The sequence below is a fragment of the Paraburkholderia sp. BR10936 genome (assembly GCF_040965735.1).
Lineage (GTDB): Bacteria > Pseudomonadota > Gammaproteobacteria > Burkholderiales > Burkholderiaceae > Paraburkholderia > Paraburkholderia nodosa_A.
Genome location: NZ_JBFRCM010000004.1, coordinates 518,313 through 537,580, shown reverse-complemented (window position 1 = coordinate 537,580; position 19,268 = coordinate 518,313). Strand labels below are relative to the sequence as shown.

The window sequence follows — 19,268 nt, the reverse complement described above, 5'->3', positions numbered from 1 at the left end:
TCAGAGATCGACGGCGTCGCGCACGATCGGGCAAGTCATGCAGTGGCCGCCGCCGCGCCCGCGGCCCAGTTCGCTCGCCGTGATCGTGATGACCTCCACGCCGGCCTTGCGCAGCAGCGTATTCGTATAGGTGTTGCGGTCGTAGCCAATCACGACGCCGGGCTCGACGCACACCACGTTGTTGCCGTCGTCCCATTGCTCGCGTTCGGCCGCGAACGCGTTGCCGCCGGTCTCGACGATGCGCAGACTCTTCAAGCCCAGCGCTTCTGCCACGACGTCCACGAAGGGCTTCTCCTCGCGGCGCAGGTCGAGCTTCGAGGGACTCTTGTCGTCGGGGCGAATCGAGAACGGCACGATCTCGTTGACCACCTCCGGGAAGATCGTCACGAGGTCGCGGTCGCAGAAGCTGAACACCGTGTCGAGGTGCATGGCCGCGCGCGACTTGGGCAGGCCCGCCACGACAATGCGCTCGGCGCCGCCCTTGGCGAAGATGTTCTGCGCGAGACGGCCGATCGCCTGGCGGCTCGTGCGCTCGCCCATGCCGATCAGCACGACGCCATTGCCGATCGGCATCACGTCGCCGCCTTCGAGCGTGGCCGCGCCATGGTCCTCGTCGGGGTCGCCGTACCACACCTGGAAGTCCTTGCCCGAGAACTCGGGGTGATAGCGGTAGATGGCCGTGGTGAGCAGCGTTTCCTGCCTGCGCGCCGGCCAGTACATCGGGTTGAGCGAGACGCCGCCGTAGATCCAGCAGGTCGTGTCGCGCGTGAAGGTGCTGTTGGGCAGCGGCGCGAGCACGAAGCTCGAATAGCCCAGATAGCGGCGAAATTCCTTGAGGATCTTGCTTTGTTCGGTATCCGGAATATCTTCGGCGACCACGCCGCCGATGAGGAACTCCGCGGTTTTGCGCGGCTCGAGCCCTTCGAGCCAGCTGCGCACCTCGCCAGCGAGCGACACGCCCACGGTCTCGGGGCGAACCTTGCGATCGAGGATGTATTTGAGCCCTTCGGGGTGTTGCACCGTTTCCGTGAGCAGATTGTGCATTTCGAGGACGTCTACGCCGCGCTCCCGCATTTTCGTGACGAAGTCGAAGTGGTCGCGCTTCGCCTGGCTGACCCAGATCACGTCGTCGTAGAGCAGCTCGTCGCAGTTGCTGGGGGTGAGGCGTTGATGCGCGAGACCCGGCGCGCACACCATGACCTTGCGCAGCTTGCCTGCCTCCGAATTGACGCCGAAGGCGACAGTGTCCGTACTCATCATGAGACTCCTCGAATCAAAGGGTGAGAAAGCCCTTGTACAGGCCGAAAGCCGCCAGCAATGCGCCAATCAGCACAGCGGCGAAAACGAACTTCTCGATGGTGGTGAATACGGGCTGGCCGACCTCGCGTTTTGCGCGTGCGAACAGGACGATGCCCGGCGCGTAGAGCAACGCGGAGAGCAGCACGTATTTGAGGCCGCCGGCGTAAATGAGCCAGACCGCGTAGATTACGGCGACGCCCGCGATGACGAGGTCCTTGTTGCGCTCGCCGCTGTCGGCCTCATACGTTTCGCCGCGCAGCGCGAGCAGGAATGCGTAGGCTGCCGACCAGAAGTAGGGCAGCAGGATCATCGAGGTCGCGAGATAGATGAGCGAGAGATACGTGCCCTTCGAAAACAGCGTGATGACGAGGAAGATCTGCACCATGCCGTTCGTGAGCCACAACGCGTTGGCCGGCACGTGCTTCGCGTTTTCCTTGCGCAGGAAGTTAGGCATCGTGTGGTCGCGCGCGGCCGAAAAGATGATTTCTGCGCACAGCAGCACCCACGAGAGCAGTGCGCCCGCAAGCGACACGACGAGGCCCACGCTGATCAGAATCGCGCCCCAGTGGCCGACCACGTTTTCGAGCACGCCGGCCATCGAAGGATTCTGCAGTGCCGCGAGTTTCGGCTGCGTGAGTACGCCGAGCGACAGCACGTTCACGAGCACGAGCAGGAGCAGCACGCCGACGAAACCGATGACCGTGGCCTTGCCGACATCGCTGCGCTTTTCCGCGCGCGCAGAGAAGATGCTCGCGCCTTCAATGCCGATGAACACCCACACGGTCACGAGCATCATGCCGCGGACCTGGTTCGTCACGCTGCCGAGCTTGGGATTCATTTGTCCCCAGAAGTCGGCCGTGAAGGTGCTGGAGCGGAACGCAAACACGCAGATGATGATGAAGAGGCACAGCGGCACCAGCTTCGCGACCGTGGTGATCTGGTTGACGATCGCGGCCTCCTTGATGCCCCGCAGCACGAGAAAGTGCAGCGCCCAGAGCAGCACCGAGGCGCAGACGATGGAGATCGGCGTGTTGCCCTCGCCGAACACCGGGAAGAAGTAGCCGAGCGTGCTGAACAGGAGAACGAAGTAGCCGACGTTGCCGAGCCACGCGCTGATCCAGTAGCCCCAGGCCGAGCCGAAGCCCATGTAGTCGCCGAAGCCGGCTTTCGCGAAGGCGTAGACCCCGCCGTCGAGTTCGGGTTTGCGGATGGCCAGCGACTGGAACACGAACGCGAGCATGAGCATGCCGACCGCGGTGATCGCCCAGCCGATCAGCACCGCGCCGGCGTCGGCGCTGGCCGCCATGTTTTGCGGCAGGGAAAAGATACCGCCGCCCACCATCGAGCCCACGACGAGGGCGGTGAGCGCGCCAAGGCGCAACTTGTTGGCAGAGGCTGGCGTGGCGGCGCTGTCGGGCTTGGCCGCGGGGTGAGACGAAGACGTCGATTCGGACATGCGCGATCTCCTGTACGAGCCGGCTGGGTTGCAGATCTCGCGCTGCGCGCGAGCCCATCAACATGCTGGTGCCTGAATCTGCAGCGCGGATCGCATGCCGCGAGAGCGGAACCCGTGCCGCTACGCGCTCAATCTGATAGGGGGCGCGCAAAATGACAATAAGACCTTGGTCCGATAGGAAGAGGCGGTTCGACGGGAATTAGGCAAATTAAAGGCGTCAGTGGATTGCAGTTTTATGACGGGCCTTATGCCAATTGCGTACGGAATGGGGCCGTTTGCCGGACTTTGCCGGCAGACAGGCATTGCGCGGCGCAGGGTAAATTCGCGGTTCGATCTATTTGTGCAGGACAACTCGCATGTGAATTTCGATTAATCTTAGATTAAATCGGGAAGCCAAATATTGATCGCGCGTAAGTGTTCAATCACCTCTTTTATTCGAATTATTGGAAATAATTACAAGTTGATGTGCCATTACGCGCGACGTTATCGGACATCATTGCCAGCAAACGCGATAGGAAACCTTCCACTGGTTTCCCTGAATTGTTCGACGCGTACCGGCTCCGGCACCATTAGGTCAAACGAAGCCACACGAGCCCACGCAACGAGATGAACGAAACCGTTCCCGCATCCGCTCCGGCCTGGACGCCGGCACCGCAGCAGGTCGAGTCCGCCCGCATAACGCGGTTCATGAAGTGGCTCGGCGAGGCGCGCGGTCTCGCGTTCGACGACTACGACTCGCTCTGGCGTTGGTCAGTCGAGGACATCGACGCTTTCTGGTGCGCGCTGTGGGACTGGGCGCAGATTCCCTCGCGCGAGCCGCGCGGCGTGGCGCTCGCCGATGCGGCGATGCCCGGTGCACGCTGGTTTCCGGGTGTCGAGTTGAACTACGTCGAGCGGGCCTTTCAGCTCGCGAGCGACGCGCGGCCGGCGATCGTTTCGCGCAGCGAGAGCGGCCCCATGGCGGGCCGCACGCGCGAATTGAGCTGGGCGGAGCTGCGCCGCCAGGTCGCGGCTTGCGCGGCCACGCTGCGGCGCATGGGCGTGACGCGCGGCGACCGTGCGGCGGCCTTCATGCCGAACACGCCCGAGACGGTCGTGGCATTTCTCGCCACCGCGAGCGTGGGCGCGATCTGGTCGGTGTGCTCGCCCGACATGGGGCCGCTCGCGGTGCTCGACCGCTTCCGGCAGATCGAGCCGAAGGTGCTCTTCGCCGTAGACGGCTACCGCTACGGCGGCAAGCCGCACGACCGCCGCGAGCTGATTCACCATCTGCTGCGCGAGCTGCCGAGCGTGGCGCATCTCGTATTCGTCCCGCAGCTCGACCCGGACGCCGACGCGAAGGTGTACCCGCAGGCCACGGCATGGCGCGACGCGATCGCTGGAAACGTCCCGCTCGAAATCGAACATGTGTCGTTCGATCATCCGCTGTGGATCGTCTATTCGTCGGGCACGACGGGCATGCCCAAGGCCATCGTGCATTCGCACGGCGGCATCGTGGTGGAGCACGTAAAGCTCACCGCGCTGCATCTCGACCTGAGCCCGGGCGACCGGTTCCACTGGTACGCCAGCACGAACTGGATCATGTGGAACTGCCAGGTGGGCGGCCTGCTCGCGGGCGCGACGCTCTGCCTCTACGACGGCAACCCCACATATCCCGACGCGCAGGCGCTGTGGCGCTTCGTGGGCGAGACGGGCGTGACGTTCTTCGGCGCGGGGGCGGCATATTTCCAGGGGTGCCTGAAGGCCGGTGTCGAGCCGCGTGCCGCGACCGATCTGTCGCGCCTGCGCGCGGTCGGTTCGACCGGCTCGCCGCTGCCGCCCGAAGCGTACGCGTGGATACTCGAGCAGGTAGGGCCCGTCTGGATCGACGCGATTTCCGGCGGCACCGATTTCGCGGGTTGCTTCCTCGCCGGCGTGCCGACCTTGCCGGTCTATCTCGGCGAAATGCAGTGCCGGTGCCTGGGCGCGCGCGTCGAGGCGTTCGATGAAGCCGGGCACGCGCGCATCGACGAAGTCGGCGAACTCGTGTGCACTGCGCCCATGCCTTCGATGCCGCTTTGCTTCTGGCGCGACGACGCGAACCGGCGCTACCGCGAAAGCTACTTCGACATGTTTCCCGGTATCTGGCGCCACGGCGACTGGCTGCGCATCACGCCCCGCGGCGGCGCGGTCATCTACGGTCGCTCGGACGCCACCATCAACCGCCACGGCATCCGCATGGGCACGAGCGAGCTGTATCGCGCGGTGGAGTCGGTGCCCGAAGTGCTCGACAGCCTCGTGGTCGATCTCGAGTACCTGGGGCGCAGCTCGTCGATGCCGCTCTTCGTGGTATTGCGCCCGGGTGTCGATCTGAGCGACGCGCTCGCGCAGCGCATTCGCGCACGCGTGCGCGAGGCACTCTCGGCGCGCCATGTGCCCGATGAGATCCATCAGGTTCAGGCCGTTCCGCGCACGCTGTCAGGCAAGAAGATGGAGGTGCCGATCAAGCGGCTTCTGCTCGGCCAGCCGCTCGAGAAGGTGGCCAATCCGGACACCATGGCCAACCCGGAAAGTCTCGCGTGGTTCGATGCATTCGCGCGGGCGAGGGGCCCGGCCGCGTAATTTCGGCCGCGCCGATTTAAAATGGCGCGCGGGCCGACGCCGATGTCTGTCCGTTTCCGCGGCCTTTCATCGTCAATGCATGCCATCGCCTAGCGCCACCGTTCCCATCTCGCTCGTCAACGGCTTTCTCGCCGGCGCGGGCGCCGAGCCCAGCGTGATCCGCCGCTATCTCAACGAGGCGGGCATCGCGCTCGAACTGCTCGCCAAGCCGGGCGGCCGCGTGACGGAAGAGCAGTTCTCCACGCTCTACCAGACGCTCGCCATCGAACTCGACGACGAGATGCCCGGCATCTTCAGCCGGCCGCTGCGCAGCGGCACGCTCAAGTTTCTCTGCCTGAGCCTGCTCGATGCGCGCAACCTCGAAACGGCGCTGCATCGCTTCGACCAGTTTTTCCACATCGTGCTCGACGACTTCCGGCTCGAATCGCGCCGCCAGGGGCTCGTGGCCCAGGTGGCATTACGCGCCAATCCGGCGTACGGCGCGATCGGGCCGCTCGGGCAGGAGCTGACGCTCAAGCTTGCGCACGGCGTGTCGTCCTGGCTGATCGGACAGCGGATCCCGCTGCTGCAAGTCGATTTCGCCTGCGCGCAGCCGCCGCACGCACTCGATCACCGCTACTTCTTCCCGGGGCCCGTGCGCTTTGGCCGCGAGGCCACGCTGATGCGCTTCAGCGCGGCCTATCTCGACATGCCGATCCGGCAGAGCAAGCGCAACCTGCGCGCGTTTCTCGCGCGCTCGCCCGGCGACTGGATCTTCGAGACCTTCAGCGAGCAGCTGGTGAGCCACAACGTGCGCCAGTACCTGGCCGCGCAACTGCCCGATCTGCCTACCATCGAAGCGGCGGCCGACAGCCTGCACTGCTCGGTGCGTACACTCTGCCGGCGCCTCGCCGCAGAGGAAACCACGTTCCAGGCGCTCAAGGACGAACTCCGCCGCGACGTGGCGATCCAGCGCCTCACCGACACCCAGGACACGATCGCGGCCATCGGCGGCGATCTGGGTTTCGACGACCCCAGCGCCTTTCATCGCGCCTTTCGGCACTGGACGGGCAGCACGCCCGGCACCTACCGCCGCCGAGGCTGAGCGGCTGGGCGCCTGAGCGTCGCCCGGCGCAAAGTCGGGTCGCCCAGCCATGATGGCGGGGCACAGCAGCCGATAACGTGGCCAGAATTGTCACCATATGGTCCGGTTTGGACAGTGGTTTGGCGACCGATTGACGCTACGATCCGTCCTGTACTGCCGCAAGGTGGCCATCCAGGTATCCTTGGTAATCCTGGCCCGGTGGCGCATCCATTTTGACCCCTGAGTGACTGGAAGGACCGATCATGAGCTACAACGCCCCCGTCAAGGACATGCTGTTCGTGCTGAAAGAGCTGGCCGGCATCGACGCCGTCGCAACCCTGCCGGGTTTCCAAGACGCTGGTTTCGACACTGCGCAGGCCGTGCTCGACGAGTGCGCGAAGCTCTCCGGCGAAGTCATCGCGCCGCTGAACGTGGAAGGCGATCGCGTGCCCAGCAGCTGGCGCGACGGCGAGGTCACGGCGACGCCTGGCTTCGCAGGGGCGTTCCGCCAGTATGTCGAGGGCGGCTGGCAGGGTCTGCAGCATCCGACCGAATTCGGCGGCCAGGCGCTGCCCAAGCTGATCGCGACGCCTTGCATCGAAATGCTCAACGCGGCGAACCTTTCGTTCGCGCTGTGCCCGCTGCTCACCGACGGCGCCATCGAGGCGCTGCTCACCGCGGGCAGTGACGAACTGAAGGCGCGCTACGTGCCGAAGCTCATCTCCGGCGACTGGACCGGCACGATGAACCTCACCGAGCCGCAGGCCGGCTCCGACCTCGCGCTGGTGCGTTCGCGCGCCGAACCGCAGGGTGACGGCACGTACAAGGTCTTCGGCACCAAGATCTTCATCACGTGGGGCGAGCACGACATGGCGGAGAACATCGTTCACCTCGTGCTGGCTCGCACGCCCAACGCGCCAGAAGGCGTGAAAGGCATCTCGCTCTTCGTCGTGCCGAAGTTCCTCGTCAACGACGACGGCTCGCCCGGCGCGCGCAACGACGTGCATTGCGTATCGATCGAACACAAGCTCGGCATCAAGGCGAGCCCGACGGCCGTGCTGCAATACGGCGACCACGGCGGTGCGATCGGTTACCTCGTGGGCGAGGAGAATCGCGGCCTCGAATACATGTTCATCATGATGAACGCCGCGCGCTTCGGCGTGGGCATGCAGGGCGTGGGCGTGGCGGAGAGCGCCTACCAGAAGGCCGTGGCGTACGCGAAGGAGCGTGTGCAGAGTCGCCCCGTGGATGGCTCGCTCAAAGAGTCGGCGACCATCATCCATCATCCGGACGTGCGCCGCATGCTCGGTTCGATGCGCGCGATGACCGAGGGCGCACGCGCGCTCGCCTATGTCGCCGCCGCCTATAGCGATCATGCTCACTACCACGCCGACCCTGAAGTGCGCGCGCGCAATCTCGCGATCTACGAATTCCTCGTGCCGATCGTGAAGGGCTGGAGCACCGAGATGGTCAACGAGGTGACGAGCCTCGGCGTCCAGGTGCATGGCGGCATGGGCTTCATCGAGGAAACGGGCGCGGCCCAGTACTACCGCGATGCGCGCATTCTCGCCATCTACGAAGGCACGACGGCGATCCAGGCGAACGACCTGGTCGGCCGCAAGACGGTGCGCGACGGCGGCGCGGTTGCGAAGGCGCTGCTCGGCGAGATCGATCGGACTGCTGAGGAACTCGGCCAGACCGGCGGCGCGGCGGCGGCATCGATGCGCGAGCAGCTGGAGAAGGGCGCGCGCGCGCTGGCGAATGTCGTCGACTACGTGGTTGCGAACGTCAAGCGCGACCCGAACGCGGTGTTCGCGGGGAGCGTGCCGTATCTCAAGCTCGCGGGCATCGTGCTGTGCGGTTGGCAAATGGCGCGTGCGCTGCTCGTCGCGCAACGCGAACTCGCGAACGACGCCGGGTTTTACGGCGCGAAGATCGCAATCGCGCAGTTCTACGCCGAGCACATTCTCGCGCAGGCAGGCGGCCTCGAGGCGTCGATCCTGGCCGCGAAGGGCGACGCGGGCGTGCTCGCGCTGAGCGAAGTGCAGTTTTGATCGGGCGGTTTAGAGCGCTCAGTTAGCAAGGAAGGAAGAGGATATGTCGTCGATTGATTTGATCGCACAGTACGGCCCACGCGAGTCGATGGAATACGACGTGGTGATCGTCGGTGGCGGCCCCGCCGGGCTGTCTGCCGCGATCCGCCTGAAGCAGCTGGCCGCGGAAAAAGGCGCTGAGATCGGCGTCTGCGTGCTGGAGAAAGGCTCGGAAATCGGGGCGCATATCCTCTCGGGCGCGGTCATGGACCCGCGTGCCCTGAACGAGCTGATGCCGGACTGGAAGGAGCAAGGCGCACCGCTGAACGTGCCCGTGACCGAGGACAAGTTCCTTTTTCTTTCCGAAACGGGGGCTAAGGCTGTGCCGAACTGGGCACTGCCCGACAACTTCAAGAACCACGGCAACTACATCATCAGCCTCGCGAACGTCACGCGCTGGCTGGGCCAGCAGGCGGAAGCCCTGGGCGTCGAAATCTTCCCGGGCTTTCCGGCCGCCGAAGTGCTCTACAACGACGACGGCTCGGTCAAGGGCGTCGCCACCGGCAACATGGGTGTCGGCAAGGACGGCGAGCCCACCGAAAACTTCCAGCTCGGCATGGAGCTGCACGCCAGGTACACGCTGTTCTGCGAAGGCTGCCGCGGGCATCTGGGCCGTCAGCTGAACGAGAAGTTCAAGCTGGGCAAGGACTCGGACCCGCAGGTCTACGGCATCGGCATCAAGGAACTGTGGGAGATCGATCCTTCGAAGCACCAGCCCGGCCTCGTGATCCACACCGCCGGCTGGCCGCTCGAGTCGGACACCTACGGCGGCTCGTTCCTGTACCACATCGACAACAACCAGGTGATGGTGGGCTTTGTCGTGGGTCTTGCGTACCAGAACCCGTATCTCTCGCCGTTCGAGGAGTTCCAGCGCTACAAGACGCATCCGGAAATCCGCAAGTACCTCGAAGGCGGCAAGCGCGTGTCGTATGGCGCACGCGCGATCACGGCGGGCGGCCTGATGTCGCTGCCCAAGCTCGTGTTCCCGGGCGGCGCGCTCGTGGGCGACGACGCGGGCTTCCTGAACGCCTCGCGCATCAAGGGCAGCCACGCGGCGATCAAGACCGGCATGCTGGCCGCCGATGCGGCGTTCGAAGCCGTGCAGGCAGGCCGCCAGAGCGATGAACTCGCGGCCTATCCGGAAGCGTTCAAGCAGTCGTGGCTCCACACGGAACTGTACAAGGCGCGCAACTTCAAGCAGTGGATGAGCAAGGGCCTGTACCTGGGCACGCTGATGGTGGGCATCGAGCAGAAGCTGCTGGGCGGCAACGTGCCGTGGACGCTGCATCACCAGCATCGCGACCACGAGATGCTCAAGCCCGCTTCGCAGTGCAAGCCGATCGAGTATCCGAAGCCCGATGGCAAGCTCACGTTCGACCGGCTCTCCTCGGTGTTCATCTCGAACACGAACCACGAAGAGAACCAGCCCGCGCACCTCACGCTCAAGGACGCGAGCGTGCCCGTGAACGTGAACCTGCGCACCTACGCGGGCCCCGAAGCGCGCTTCTGCCCGGCCGCGGTGTACGAGTTCATGAAGAACGACGACGGCAGCGACCGCCTGCAGATCAACGCGCAGAACTGCGTGCACTGCAAGACCTGCGATATCAAGGACCCGACGCAGAACATCGTATGGGTCACGCCCGAAGGCGGCGGCGGCCCGAACTACCCGAACATGTAAGCACCGGGCGGCGACTGCCGTCGATCCGACTTGTGGCAGGAGAGGCGTAGTGCGCCTTTCCTGCCTTTTTTACGTCCGCGAATACCAGTACATGCCGTCGTCGCGCAGCTCGCGTTTCACTTCACCGCGATACATCAGGTAGTTCAGGCACGCCAGGCTCTCGCCGGTTGCGAGGCTCATCTGCCCGAGATCGTCCTCGCCGATGCGCCGCGCGAACAGCGCCCCGAACACGTCAACGGCGCGGCGCGGTTCGGCGAGCGTGCCGCGCAGGCGCGCGAGGCTCTTGTCCTGCCCATGGCGCAAGCGTTCGATGCGCGCGTGCAACCCGTAAAAGCCCGGCGCGGGTGGGGCCGGATAGGGATAGCACAGCGTTGATCGCGCGCTATTGGATGCGACCTCGGGCGTGCTCTCGGGGATGGCTTCGGTGCGTTCGGTCATGCTTGGGGCGCAAAGGGAAATGGGGAGCGCATACTTTCGCGCATCGCGCGCAGGCTAGCGCGAACGCGGCGGGCCCGCCCACGTCCTTTTGAGGGGCTGAATGCGTGATGGACATCACTGCGGCAGGACGCTGCGCCGCCGCACGCCTGTTTACTTTTGTTTCCGCTTGTTGCTTCTCGTTGCCGCCTGTTTCCCTTTGTTGCCCGATAACGACGCCCGATCGCGTAGCATCGCACCTCAACGTCGATATTTATTGCGCCGCAACAAAATGATGCCTACACTGACCAATGCCGGCTGCCTCGACGCTTTCGCAAAGGAGGGCGTGACATGACGAATCGATCAAACACATTGCATGCATCTCTGAAGCTGCACGTCTTCGAACAGGAAGGAGGGTGGCATTGGGGCATCACCATCCCTCGCAGTGCGGGTAGCGGCTTCAAACTCATCGCATACAGCGAAACGACCTTCAACGGCGAGAGCGAGGCGCTGCGCGACGGCAGTCGCGCGCTCGAGAATCTTCCGGAAGACGCGGCACTCGCGTTCGCGCCCTGAAACGGACCCCCTCAACGGCAGGCCCATTCACGAAGTCTCTTTACGGCACATGCAGTAGATGAACTTCTGCGTGGCGCCACCCGGCGTGTGAGGCTCTTCGCGTGCCTGTTTGATCAGCGTGAAGGGCGCGCCAAATTCGGCGTGCAACGCATCGGCGCTGTAGTGCATGACGGGTAGCCCGCTGCAATGGTCGGGACCGTCCTCGGCGAAAGTCCCACGATCACGATGCCGCCCGGTTTCACGGCGCGCAGCACGGCGTTTGCATAGGCTTCGCACGTCTGCGCGCTCGTTCCTTTAGCAGCGCGCGAGGGTGCTCCCATTGTCGCTGAAGATAGGGGATGGGCGCTTGCGGCGCGTTTTTGAAGTGCGGAGTTTTGTGTTGAAAACGAACTCTTCCGATAAGAAAAGTTATCTTATCCGTCTGGTTTGATGGAGTACCTGGAGTACATCAAGCGGTCTTGCGCAAAGCTGTGAACTTGCACGTCGCGGTTTTCGCGCAGCGTGCAAGCGGAGCCACAGGGTAGGGCGTGCAAAACCGGCGTCAGACAACGCCTGTCGCACGCCCTTGCGCCTTAGCCCAGCTTATTGGCCTGTTCCTTCGCAAGCAGGCGTTCAGCCTGTCGGTCTCCGCGGTTGGCTTCCTGCGCGGTCTGAACCGACGTTTCGGTGGCTTCGGCGAATGCTGCGCGTGCGGCGTTGCTGATCGTAACGGCATACGAAGCCGACGGGGTCGAAGCCTGTGTCGTCGTCGTTGTCGGCGCCTGCGTCTTGCTGGCAGGTTGCGTAGCGGCAGCCGCCTGCTGGTTCTGCGCGCCGGTATTCGCTGCTGTGGAAGCGGCGGGTTGGCTAGAAACTGCCCGGATTGTCATCAGAGGGTCTCCGATAAAGAGAGAGAAAAACCGTGAACTGCGCCCGGCTTATCGGAGTACCTTCCAAATACTTAAGAAGTATTTATTTTTTGAAAACGAATCGACTTAAGGCTCGTATAAGCTGCGGTTCGATTCGCGTCAACGCCGGTCATAATCGCCCGACGATCTGTTTTAAAAATGTGGTCAGGTCCGAGTTTCCGGACGCTGCGTGCCCGGGGCTTGCGTGGCCATTGAAATGATTGCCAGTATGTCATGGAATGAAAGCGACTCTTATTCAGGCTAAAAACCGCACCTTTGGCACCGCGAAAATAAGGCTCCACGTCGGGAATATCGTTTAGATAAGGAGTTCATCAGAATTCAAGGCTACCATCGCGCGAGTCTTTCAAGTTTTCCCTGGAAATCCATTTTGTTGCCACTCACGAACGACGTCACTCAGGACAACTGGTCCACGTGGATCCACCGGCAGCGCCATGGCAATGATCCCGCCCATGAGCACCATGTCCGCGCCGAGATCACAAGGTACGCGGACCGTGTGCTGGATTCCGTCCGCCTGCGCCCCGGGATGACATTGGCCGACATCGGGACGGGTGATGGTCTCGTCGGGTTTCGCGCGATTGAACGTGCCGGCGCCGCAATCCGGGTGCTCATGACCGATATTTCGGCTCCGCTGCTGCGGCACACGGAAGAGAGGGCCCGAAGCCTGGGGGTAAGCGGGCAGTGCGCATTCATACACGGCAGCGCCGAAAATCTGGCAGGCATCGCCAATGAGGCGGTCGATGCCGCCACGATGCGCGCGGTGCTGGCGTATGTGGAAGACAAGCCCGCTGCAATGCGAGAGATCTACCGCATCCTCAAACCGGGTGGCCGCTTCGCCATCGCCGAGCCGATTTTGCGTGACGAAGCGCTCGAGGTGTGCATGCTCAAGCAACTCGTCGATTCCGGCGCGTTCAACGCGGAAGATCCCTTCTTTCCCTTGCTGCTTCGGTGCCGGGCGGCGCAGTTCCCGGACACGGAAGAGAAGGCGCGCTCACTGTCCATCACGAATTATGGTGAGCGCGATCTCGTGCGCTTCGCGATCGACGCGGGCTTCACCGACATCCGTCTGGAATTGCACATCGAAGTGCGAACCGAAGACAGCCTGCCTTGGGAAACGTTTCTTCGTACCTCGCCCCATCCGTTGGCGCCCAGCCTGGAAGAGGTCTTCGAAAAGGAATTTACCCGCGATGAGCGCGCGTATCTGGAAGTCAGGATGCGGGCGATTTTCGAAAGCGGAGCGCAGCTCGGCGCTGAGCGCATCGCCTACCTGGCGGCGAAGCGGCCGTAGAGACCGGATGGGAACGCCTGCTTAAGGATTGCATAAGCGTTAACCCTGCAGAATGCGCAGCATGCCTGCCGCAACGCCACCAACGTGTGGCGTTTGGGTTCAGGTCCATGCTCGCGCATTCATGCTGCGCGGGATTGGCTTGAGGAGTCCATATTGTCCAGCCCGCCGTCTCGCGCAATGTGTCCGCGCGTCTTTCACTTCAGCATCCCGAATCGCACGCGCGCTGCGCTCATCGCCGTTGTATCGGGCACCGCACTGCTCGCCGGCTGCGCAAGCTACAAGGCGCAGCCGTTGGCTACGGGTCCTTCGTTGATCACGCAGGGCGCGCTCGCACGGGTGCAGATCGACCCCGCGAAAATGCCTTTGCCCGAGCTTGCGGCACACCGCTTCGATCCGTCGAACGGCTTCGACATCGAAGACGTCGCGATGCTGGCAGTCGCCAACAATCCCGACCTGAAACTTTCACGCGACGACCTTGGCATTGCGCAAGCGCAGGCGTTTTCGGCGGGACTTCTGCCGGATCCTCAGGTGAGCGTCTCCAGCGACTATCCCGGCGCTGTCGGGTTGTCGCGCGCGTTCAGCTACGGTCTGAGCATGGACGTGATGGCAATTGTCACGCGTGGCGCGAACACGAAGTCCGCCAACGCCACGGTTCGAAAGACCGACCTCGGTCTGCTCTGGCAGGAGTGGCAGGTCGTGGCGCAGGCGAAGCAGCTGTACGTGAGAGCGCGCTTTCAGGATGAGGTGTTGCCGTTGCTCGAGCAGCAGACGGCACTTGCCCGCACGCGTTACGAACGCACCGCGCACGCGGCAAGCGAGCACAACGTGACGGCGGACAGCGTCACCGCGTCGCTCACGGCGTACGAAGACGCCCGCAAGCAGTACACCGACATGCAGCACGCGCGTGAGCAGACGCACCATGACCTCAATGCGCTGCTCGGCCTCGCGCCCGACACGACGCTTGCGCTCACAGGCGACACAGCAGTCACGCCGATGCCCGATGGCACGCTCGACGCCGCGGTTGCAATGCTGGCGCAGCGCCGTCCCGATCTGATCGCGCTGCAGGCCGGCTACGAGGCGCAGGAGCAGAAGTACCGCGCCGCGATCCTCAACCAGTTCCCAAGTCTTTCCGTGGGCTTTACGCGCCAGCGCGACACCTCGGAGATCTACACGAGTGGTTTCGCGATCAACCTCACGCTGCCGGTCTTCAACCGCAATCGCGGCAATATCGCCATCGAGCAGGCCACGCGGCAGCGTCTCGCGGACGAATACCAGACACGCCTGAATGCGGCTTACGCCGATATTGCCCACCTGCGTGCCGACAGCGCGATCGCCGCGCATCAAGTCGATCAGGATGACGCTGCGCTGCCAGGGCTCGAACGTGCCGCCGCGCAGGCGCGCGACGCCTATGCGGCGCGCAACATCGTGCTTGGCCAGTATGTCGATGCGCAAACTGCGGCGCTCTCGCGTCGCATCGATGCGGCCACTGCGCGCGAAGCGCTAGCTGAGCAACGCATTGGCCTCCAGGCGCTGCTCGGCAGCGCGGTCCCCGATCCTGATCAGGCTCCGTCCGCGCGAGGCGCCACTGCTGAAAGCGCGCCATCCAATACCATCGTTGCACGTTGATCTCCATGACTGAGCACCGCTTTCTTTCCGGCACGCGCACGCGTGTCGCCGTCTGCGCACTTGGCGCGGCGGCCGCGCTCGCCGCTGGCGCAGCGCTTTTCGCACCGCATGCAGCGCACGCAGATCACGCCGGCGATTCGGGCAGCACGCCCGCGCCATCCGCCGCCGTGCAGGTCGTGCGCGTGATGCGCCAACCGGTTGCCCAAACCGTCGTCGCGTATGGCTCGGTTGCGTCTGCGGCCTCGAACGCCACGTCCATCAGCCTGCCGTATCTTGCACGCGTCACGCGCGTGCTCGTCCAGCCCGGCCAGACCGTAGCGCAGGGCGCTGCGCTTCTCGTCGTGCAAGCCGATCCGAACGCCGTGATCGCCTATACGCAGGCACAAAGCGCAGCGACGCTCGCACGTGGCGAACTCGCGCGCACGGGCTCGCTCTTTCATGACGGTCTCGCCACGCAATCGCAGCTCGCCGCGGCGCAAAAAGCGCTGGATGACGCTCAGCAAGCGCTTGCTGCGCAACAAGCGACGGGCATCACACCGGGTTCAAAGACGATTACGGCACCAGTGGCCGGCGTCATCGCGCAGCTTGCCGCGGTGCCGGGCGACCGGATCCAGGCGGGCACTGCGCTCGCGCAGCTCGTTGCATTCAACGGCGCCGCGGGCAATGCCGCGAACATTTCGCTGGGCGTCGAACCCGCCGACGCGCTCACGCTGCACGCCGGAGACCGTGTCGTGCTACGCCCTCTGTCCGCCTCGCTCGGGTCGCAGCGCGCGCAGGGGCACATCGTGCTCGTCGGCGCAGCCATCGACGCGCAGAGCCAGCTCGTGAACGTGAGTGCGAACGTACCGCTCGCGGGTGCGGCCTTCCTGCCGGGAACGCGCGTGCGGGCCGACATCGACACGCAGACCGGCACGTGGTGGAACGTGCCGCGCGCCGCGGTACTGCAGGACGCGAAGGGCAGCTACGTGTTTCAGGTCGCGCCGAACAACAAGGCGCACCGCGTCGACGTGAAGGTAAAAGTCGAGCATGGCGATACGTACGGCGTGGATGGCGCGCTCGACGCCTCGCGGCCGCTCGTCGTCGTCGGCAACTACGAACTCGAAGACGGCATGGCCGTGCGCGTGGCACAAGGCGGCGCGCGATGACGTTCAGCCAGTGGATGCAGCGCCACCGTCGTTCGCTGCTGTTCGTGATCGCGCTTGCCGCGCTTGCCGGCGCGCTCACCGCGCTGCGTCTGCCGATCTCGCTCTTTCCTAACGTTTCCTTTCCGCGCGCCGTGATTTCACTCGACGCGGGCGACCGTCCGGCCGAACAGATGGCGACGCTCGTCACCATGCCGGTGGAAGAAGCGTTGCGTCGCGTGCCGAACGTGCGCGACGTCGAATCCCGCACGAGCCGGGGGTCGGCGGAGATCTCCCTCAATTTCGACTGGGGCACCGACATGGCGCAAGCCACGTTGCAGGCGCAGTCGGCCATTGCCGAGATCCTCGCGACGCTGCCGCCCGGCACCAGCATGCAGGTGCGCCGGATGGACCCGACCGTGTTTCCGGTGCTCGCATACAGCCTGACGTCGTCGCGCTTGTCGCTTTCTCAACTCTACGACCTCGCCCAGTTCCAGTTGCGTCCGCTGCTTTCCTCCGTGGCGGGCGTGGCGCGCGTGGACGTGACGGGTGGGGCGCGCGACGAGCTCGAAGTGGCCGTCGACCCCGCACGCCTCGCGACGTACAAGCTCTCGGTGGGCGATATTTCGCGTGCAATCGGTGCCGGCAACGTGCTGATGGCCACCGGGCGCATCGAGGACCACGACAAGCTCTTTCTCGTCGTGGCGAATTCGGCTTTCAGCGGGCTCGATACGCTGAAAAACGTGGTCGTGTCGTCCACGGGCGCGACGCAGATCCGCCTGCGCGATGTGGCCACCGTCACCCAGGGGACCGTGCCGCAATGGATCCGCGTGACCGCCGACGGCCAGGATGCGGTGCTGGTCAACGTCTACCAGCAGCCCGGCGCAAACAGCGTGGCGATGGCGCAGGCGATTCGCGCTCGCCTGAAGGACTTCGGCCCACAGATGCCGCACGGTGTGACGCTCTCGAACTGGTACGACCAGAGCGAACTCGTGATCGCCTCGGCCACCAGCGTGCGCGATGCCATCATGATTGGCGTGGTGCTCGCGGCGCTCACGCTCTTCGTATTTCTGCGCAACACGAAGATCACGCTCATTGCAGTGGCGCTCGTGCCCATCGTGATGGCCGCGACCATTCTGCTGCTCGACGTGTTCGGCATGGGCTTCAACATCATGACGCTCGGCGGCATGGCGGCGGCGGTGGGCCTCGTGATCGACGACGCCATCGTGATGATCGAGCATATCGCGCGGCGTATGCGCGAGGCCGGCGCGCATGCGTTCCATGGCCGGGTGATGAGCGCTGCGCTCGAATTCACGCGGCCGCTCGCCGGCTCTTCCGCGGCAACGCTCATTATCTTTGTGCCGCTGGCGTTTCTCTCGGGCGTAACCGGCGCGTTCTTCAAGGCGCTTTCGGTGACGATGGCGAGCGCGCTCTTCATTTCGTTCCTCGTCACGTGGCTTGCCATCCCGATTCTCTGCGACCGCTGGCTCACGGCGAAAGACGCCGAGGAGCATCGCGAAACGCGCTTCGCCGCGTGGCTCAATCGCACCTACGCGCGGCTCGTCTCTCGCGTGAGTGCGCGGCCCCTGTGGGTGCTCGCGCTCGTGGTTCCGCTTGCGCTGCTTTCGGCGCTCGCGTTCACGCGGGTCGGCAGCGGCTTCATGCCGTCGATGGACGAGGGCGGTTTCGTGCTCGACTATCACACGCAACCGGGCACATCGATCACCGAAACCGATCGACTGATGCAACAAATCGAAGCGATCATTCGCGCGAACCCGAATGTGGCGACGTATTCACGCCGCACCGGCGCAGGACTTGGCGGCGACCTGAACGAGCCGAACAAGGGTGACTTCTTTGTGCGCTTGAAGTCCGGTAGCCGCGAACCGATCGACACGGTGATGGAGGAGATCCGTTCGCAGATCGAAACAAAAGTGCCCGGCGTGAGCGTGGAACTTGCCCAGTTGATGGAGGACCTGATCGGCGACCTCACGGCGGTGCCGCAGCCCGTGCAGATCAAGATTTACTCGGACGACTCCCATGTGCTCGACACGACCGCCCAACGTGTGGCCGCACGCATCGGCAAGATCGGCGGCATCGTCGACGTGAACGACGGCATCAATCCTGCCGGCGACGCCATCGATCTGCGCATCCGGCCCGACGCCGCGGCTGCCGAGGGCATGGATCCGCAGGCAATCGCGCAGCAGGTCTCCGACCTTCTGGACGGGAATGTGGCGACGCAGTTCCAGAGCGGCCCGAAGACAGTTGGTGTGCGCGTGCGTGCGCAAGGTGCGCTGCAAATGACGGACACCGAACTTGCGCGCCTGCCGTTGCGCGCGCCGGATGGGCACGTGTTCGCGCTTTCACGCGTGGCCGAACCGGTGCACGTGAGCGGCCAGCCCGAGATCAGTCGCGACAACCTCAAGCGCATGGTGGCGGTGACGGCGCGCATCGATGGGCGGGACCTCGGCTCGACGATCGCCGACGTGCAGCGCGCGCTTGCCGATCCCGCGCTCCTGCCAGCGGGCGTCTACTACGAACTTGGCGGCTTGTACCAGCAACAGCAGATCGCCTTCAAGGGGCTGATCGCGGTGTTCGGCGCGGCCGTGGCGCTGGTGTTCGGCCTGCTGCTATTCCTCTACGAGCGCTTTCGCGTGGCGCTCGCGGTGATGGCAATGCCGCTGCTCGCCACCGGCGCCGTGTTCATCGGGCTGTGGGTGACGGGCATCGAGCTCAACATCTCCGCGATGATGGGCATGACGATGATCGTCGGCATCGTGACGGAGGTCGCGATCTTCTACGTTTCCGAGTTTCAGGGGCTCGTACGCGACGAAGGCGTGCCGCTGGAGGAGGCGTTGCAGGCCGCGGGTCGCAATCGCCTGCGGCCCATCGCGATGACGACCATCGCAGCCATTCTCGCTCTGCTGCCGCTTGCCTTCGCGATCGGCCAGGGTTCTGCAATGCAGCAACCGCTCGCGGTCGCGATCATCTCGGGCTTGATCGTGCAGATGCCGCTCGTCCTGCTGGTGCTGCCTGTGCTGCTGCGCCTCCTGCTTCGAGTAAAGGGGGCAGGTGAGTGATGGCGGGTGCAAAACGAAGAGGTGTGCAAATGATTTGCATCCACCGCAGTAACAGATTCGAAAGAAAAATC

At 64.4% G+C, this 19,268-nt stretch carries 14 protein-coding genes; 9 read left to right on the top strand and 5 right to left on the bottom strand.

What is annotated here, in order from left to right:
* Together arcA and arcD are read right to left on the bottom strand one after the other, a co-directional pair.
* A complete protein-coding gene (gene arcA, locus AB4Y36_RS12010) occupies window positions 1-1,257 on the bottom strand; it encodes an arginine deiminase (RefSeq protein WP_368683051.1) in 1,257 nt (418 codons plus the stop codon).
* 16 nt (window positions 1,258-1,273) lie between these two features.
* Window positions 1,274-2,641 (bottom strand): arginine-ornithine antiporter, encoded by a 1,368-nt coding sequence (arcD, locus tag AB4Y36_RS12005; protein WP_069268125.1) that lies wholly within the window; start codon window positions 2,639-2,641, stop codon window positions 1,274-1,276.
* Window positions 2,642-3,361: 720 nt separating this feature from the next.
* Here arcD and AB4Y36_RS12000 point away from each other — a divergent pair.
* The 4 genes from AB4Y36_RS12000 to AB4Y36_RS11985 all read left to right on the top strand — a co-directional run bounded on the left by AB4Y36_RS12000 (window position 3,362) and on the right by AB4Y36_RS11985 (window position 10,190).
* On the top strand, window positions 3,362-5,356 hold the full coding sequence (locus tag AB4Y36_RS12000) for an acetoacetate--CoA ligase (RefSeq protein WP_368683050.1): 1,995 nt from the start codon (window positions 3,362-3,364) through the stop codon (window positions 5,354-5,356).
* A gap of 79 nt (window positions 5,357-5,435) precedes the next feature.
* Entirely contained in the window at window positions 5,436-6,440 is a 1,005-nt protein-coding gene (locus tag AB4Y36_RS11995) for an AraC family transcriptional regulator (RefSeq protein WP_069268047.1), read from the top strand.
* A gap of 242 nt (window positions 6,441-6,682) precedes the next feature.
* Complete coding sequence (locus AB4Y36_RS11990) at window positions 6,683-8,473, top strand: acyl-CoA dehydrogenase (protein ID WP_368683049.1); 1,791 nt, start codon at window positions 6,683-6,685, stop codon at window positions 8,471-8,473.
* A gap of 43 nt (window positions 8,474-8,516) precedes the next feature.
* Window positions 8,517-10,190, top strand: coding sequence for an electron transfer flavoprotein-ubiquinone oxidoreductase (locus tag AB4Y36_RS11985; RefSeq protein ID WP_368683048.1), 1,674 nt, complete (start codon window positions 8,517-8,519; stop codon window positions 10,188-10,190).
* Window positions 10,191-10,259: 69 nt separating this feature from the next.
* On the opposite strand, the gene AB4Y36_RS11980 is transcribed toward AB4Y36_RS11985, so the two are convergent.
* The gene (locus AB4Y36_RS11980) at window positions 10,260-10,628 is read right to left on the bottom strand and encodes a hypothetical protein (RefSeq protein WP_368683047.1); all 369 of its coding nucleotides are present in this window, start codon (window positions 10,626-10,628) and stop codon (window positions 10,260-10,262) included.
* A 327-nt stretch (window positions 10,629-10,955) separates the two neighbouring features.
* On the opposite strand from AB4Y36_RS11980, the gene AB4Y36_RS11975 reads away from it, so the two are divergent.
* Window positions 10,956-11,180 carry a hypothetical protein gene (locus AB4Y36_RS11975; protein ID WP_069265725.1) on the top strand — a complete coding sequence of 75 codons (225 nt, stop codon included), beginning with the start codon at window positions 10,956-10,958 and terminating at the stop codon, window positions 11,178-11,180.
* A 27-nt stretch (window positions 11,181-11,207) separates the two neighbouring features.
* Here the strand turns inward: AB4Y36_RS11975 and AB4Y36_RS11970 are convergent, their stop codons facing one another.
* On the bottom strand, window positions 11,208-11,348 hold the full coding sequence (locus tag AB4Y36_RS11970; RefSeq protein ID WP_368683046.1) for a hypothetical protein: 141 nt from the start codon (window positions 11,346-11,348) through the stop codon (window positions 11,208-11,210).
* A gap of 404 nt (window positions 11,349-11,752) precedes the next feature.
* The gene (locus tag AB4Y36_RS11965) at window positions 11,753-12,049 is read right to left on the bottom strand and encodes a hypothetical protein (RefSeq protein ID WP_368606763.1); all 297 of its coding nucleotides are present in this window, start codon (window positions 12,047-12,049) and stop codon (window positions 11,753-11,755) included.
* 406 nt (window positions 12,050-12,455) lie between these two features.
* Here AB4Y36_RS11965 and AB4Y36_RS11960 point away from each other — a divergent pair, with 406 nt between their 5' ends.
* The 4 genes from AB4Y36_RS11960 to AB4Y36_RS11945 all read left to right on the top strand — a co-directional run bounded on the left by AB4Y36_RS11960 (window position 12,456) and on the right by AB4Y36_RS11945 (window position 19,197).
* Window positions 12,456-13,373: a class I SAM-dependent methyltransferase gene (locus AB4Y36_RS11960; protein WP_368683045.1), complete on the top strand. Its 918-nt coding sequence runs from the start codon at window positions 12,456-12,458 to the stop codon at window positions 13,371-13,373.
* Window positions 13,374-13,526: 153 nt separating this feature from the next.
* Window positions 13,527-14,999, top strand: a complete 1,473-nt coding sequence (locus AB4Y36_RS11955) for a TolC family protein (protein ID WP_368683044.1) — start codon at window positions 13,527-13,529, stop codon at window positions 14,997-14,999.
* Window positions 15,000-15,004: 5 nt separating this feature from the next.
* Window positions 15,005-16,144: an efflux RND transporter periplasmic adaptor subunit gene (locus AB4Y36_RS11950; RefSeq protein ID WP_368683043.1), complete on the top strand. Its 1,140-nt coding sequence runs from the start codon at window positions 15,005-15,007 to the stop codon at window positions 16,142-16,144.
* Window positions 16,141-19,197, top strand: coding sequence for an efflux RND transporter permease subunit (locus tag AB4Y36_RS11945; RefSeq protein ID WP_368683042.1), 3,057 nt, complete (start codon window positions 16,141-16,143; stop codon window positions 19,195-19,197). The genes AB4Y36_RS11950 and AB4Y36_RS11945 overlap by 4 nt, the downstream gene beginning before the upstream one ends.
* Window positions 19,198-19,268: the final 71 nt, after the last annotated feature.

Excerpts from the sequence above, each read along its gene's own strand:
- AB4Y36_RS11950 (WP_368683043.1), top strand. The coding sequence starts at position 15,005 with ATGACTGAGCACCGCTTTCTTTCCGGCACGCGCACGCGTGTCGCCGTC.
- AB4Y36_RS11995 (WP_069268047.1), top strand. The coding sequence starts at position 5,436 with ATGCCATCGCCTAGCGCCACCGTTCCCATCTCGCTCGTCAACGGCTTT.
- AB4Y36_RS12000 (WP_368683050.1), top strand. The coding sequence starts at position 3,362 with ATGAACGAAACCGTTCCCGCATCCGCTCCGGCCTGGACGCCGGCACCG.
- AB4Y36_RS11990 (WP_368683049.1), top strand. The coding sequence starts at position 6,683 with ATGAGCTACAACGCCCCCGTCAAGGACATGCTGTTCGTGCTGAAAGAG.
- arcA (WP_368683051.1), bottom strand. The coding sequence starts at position 1,257 with ATGAGTACGGACACTGTCGCCTTCGGCGTCAATTCGGAGGCAGGCAAG.
- AB4Y36_RS11965 (WP_368606763.1), bottom strand. The coding sequence starts at position 12,049 with ATGACAATCCGGGCAGTTTCTAGCCAACCCGCCGCTTCCACAGCAGCG.
- AB4Y36_RS11975 (WP_069265725.1), top strand. The coding sequence starts at position 10,956 with ATGACGAATCGATCAAACACATTGCATGCATCTCTGAAGCTGCACGTC.
- AB4Y36_RS11980 (WP_368683047.1), bottom strand. The coding sequence starts at position 10,628 with ATGACCGAACGCACCGAAGCCATCCCCGAGAGCACGCCCGAGGTCGCA.
- AB4Y36_RS11985 (WP_368683048.1), top strand. The coding sequence starts at position 8,517 with ATGTCGTCGATTGATTTGATCGCACAGTACGGCCCACGCGAGTCGATG.
- arcD (WP_069268125.1), bottom strand. The coding sequence starts at position 2,641 with ATGGTGGGCGGCGGTATCTTTTCCCTGCCGCAAAACATGGCGGCCAGC.
- AB4Y36_RS11945 (WP_368683042.1), top strand. The coding sequence starts at position 16,141 with ATGACGTTCAGCCAGTGGATGCAGCGCCACCGTCGTTCGCTGCTGTTC.
- AB4Y36_RS11970 (WP_368683046.1), bottom strand. The coding sequence starts at position 11,348 with ATGCACTACAGCGCCGATGCGTTGCACGCCGAATTTGGCGCGCCCTTC.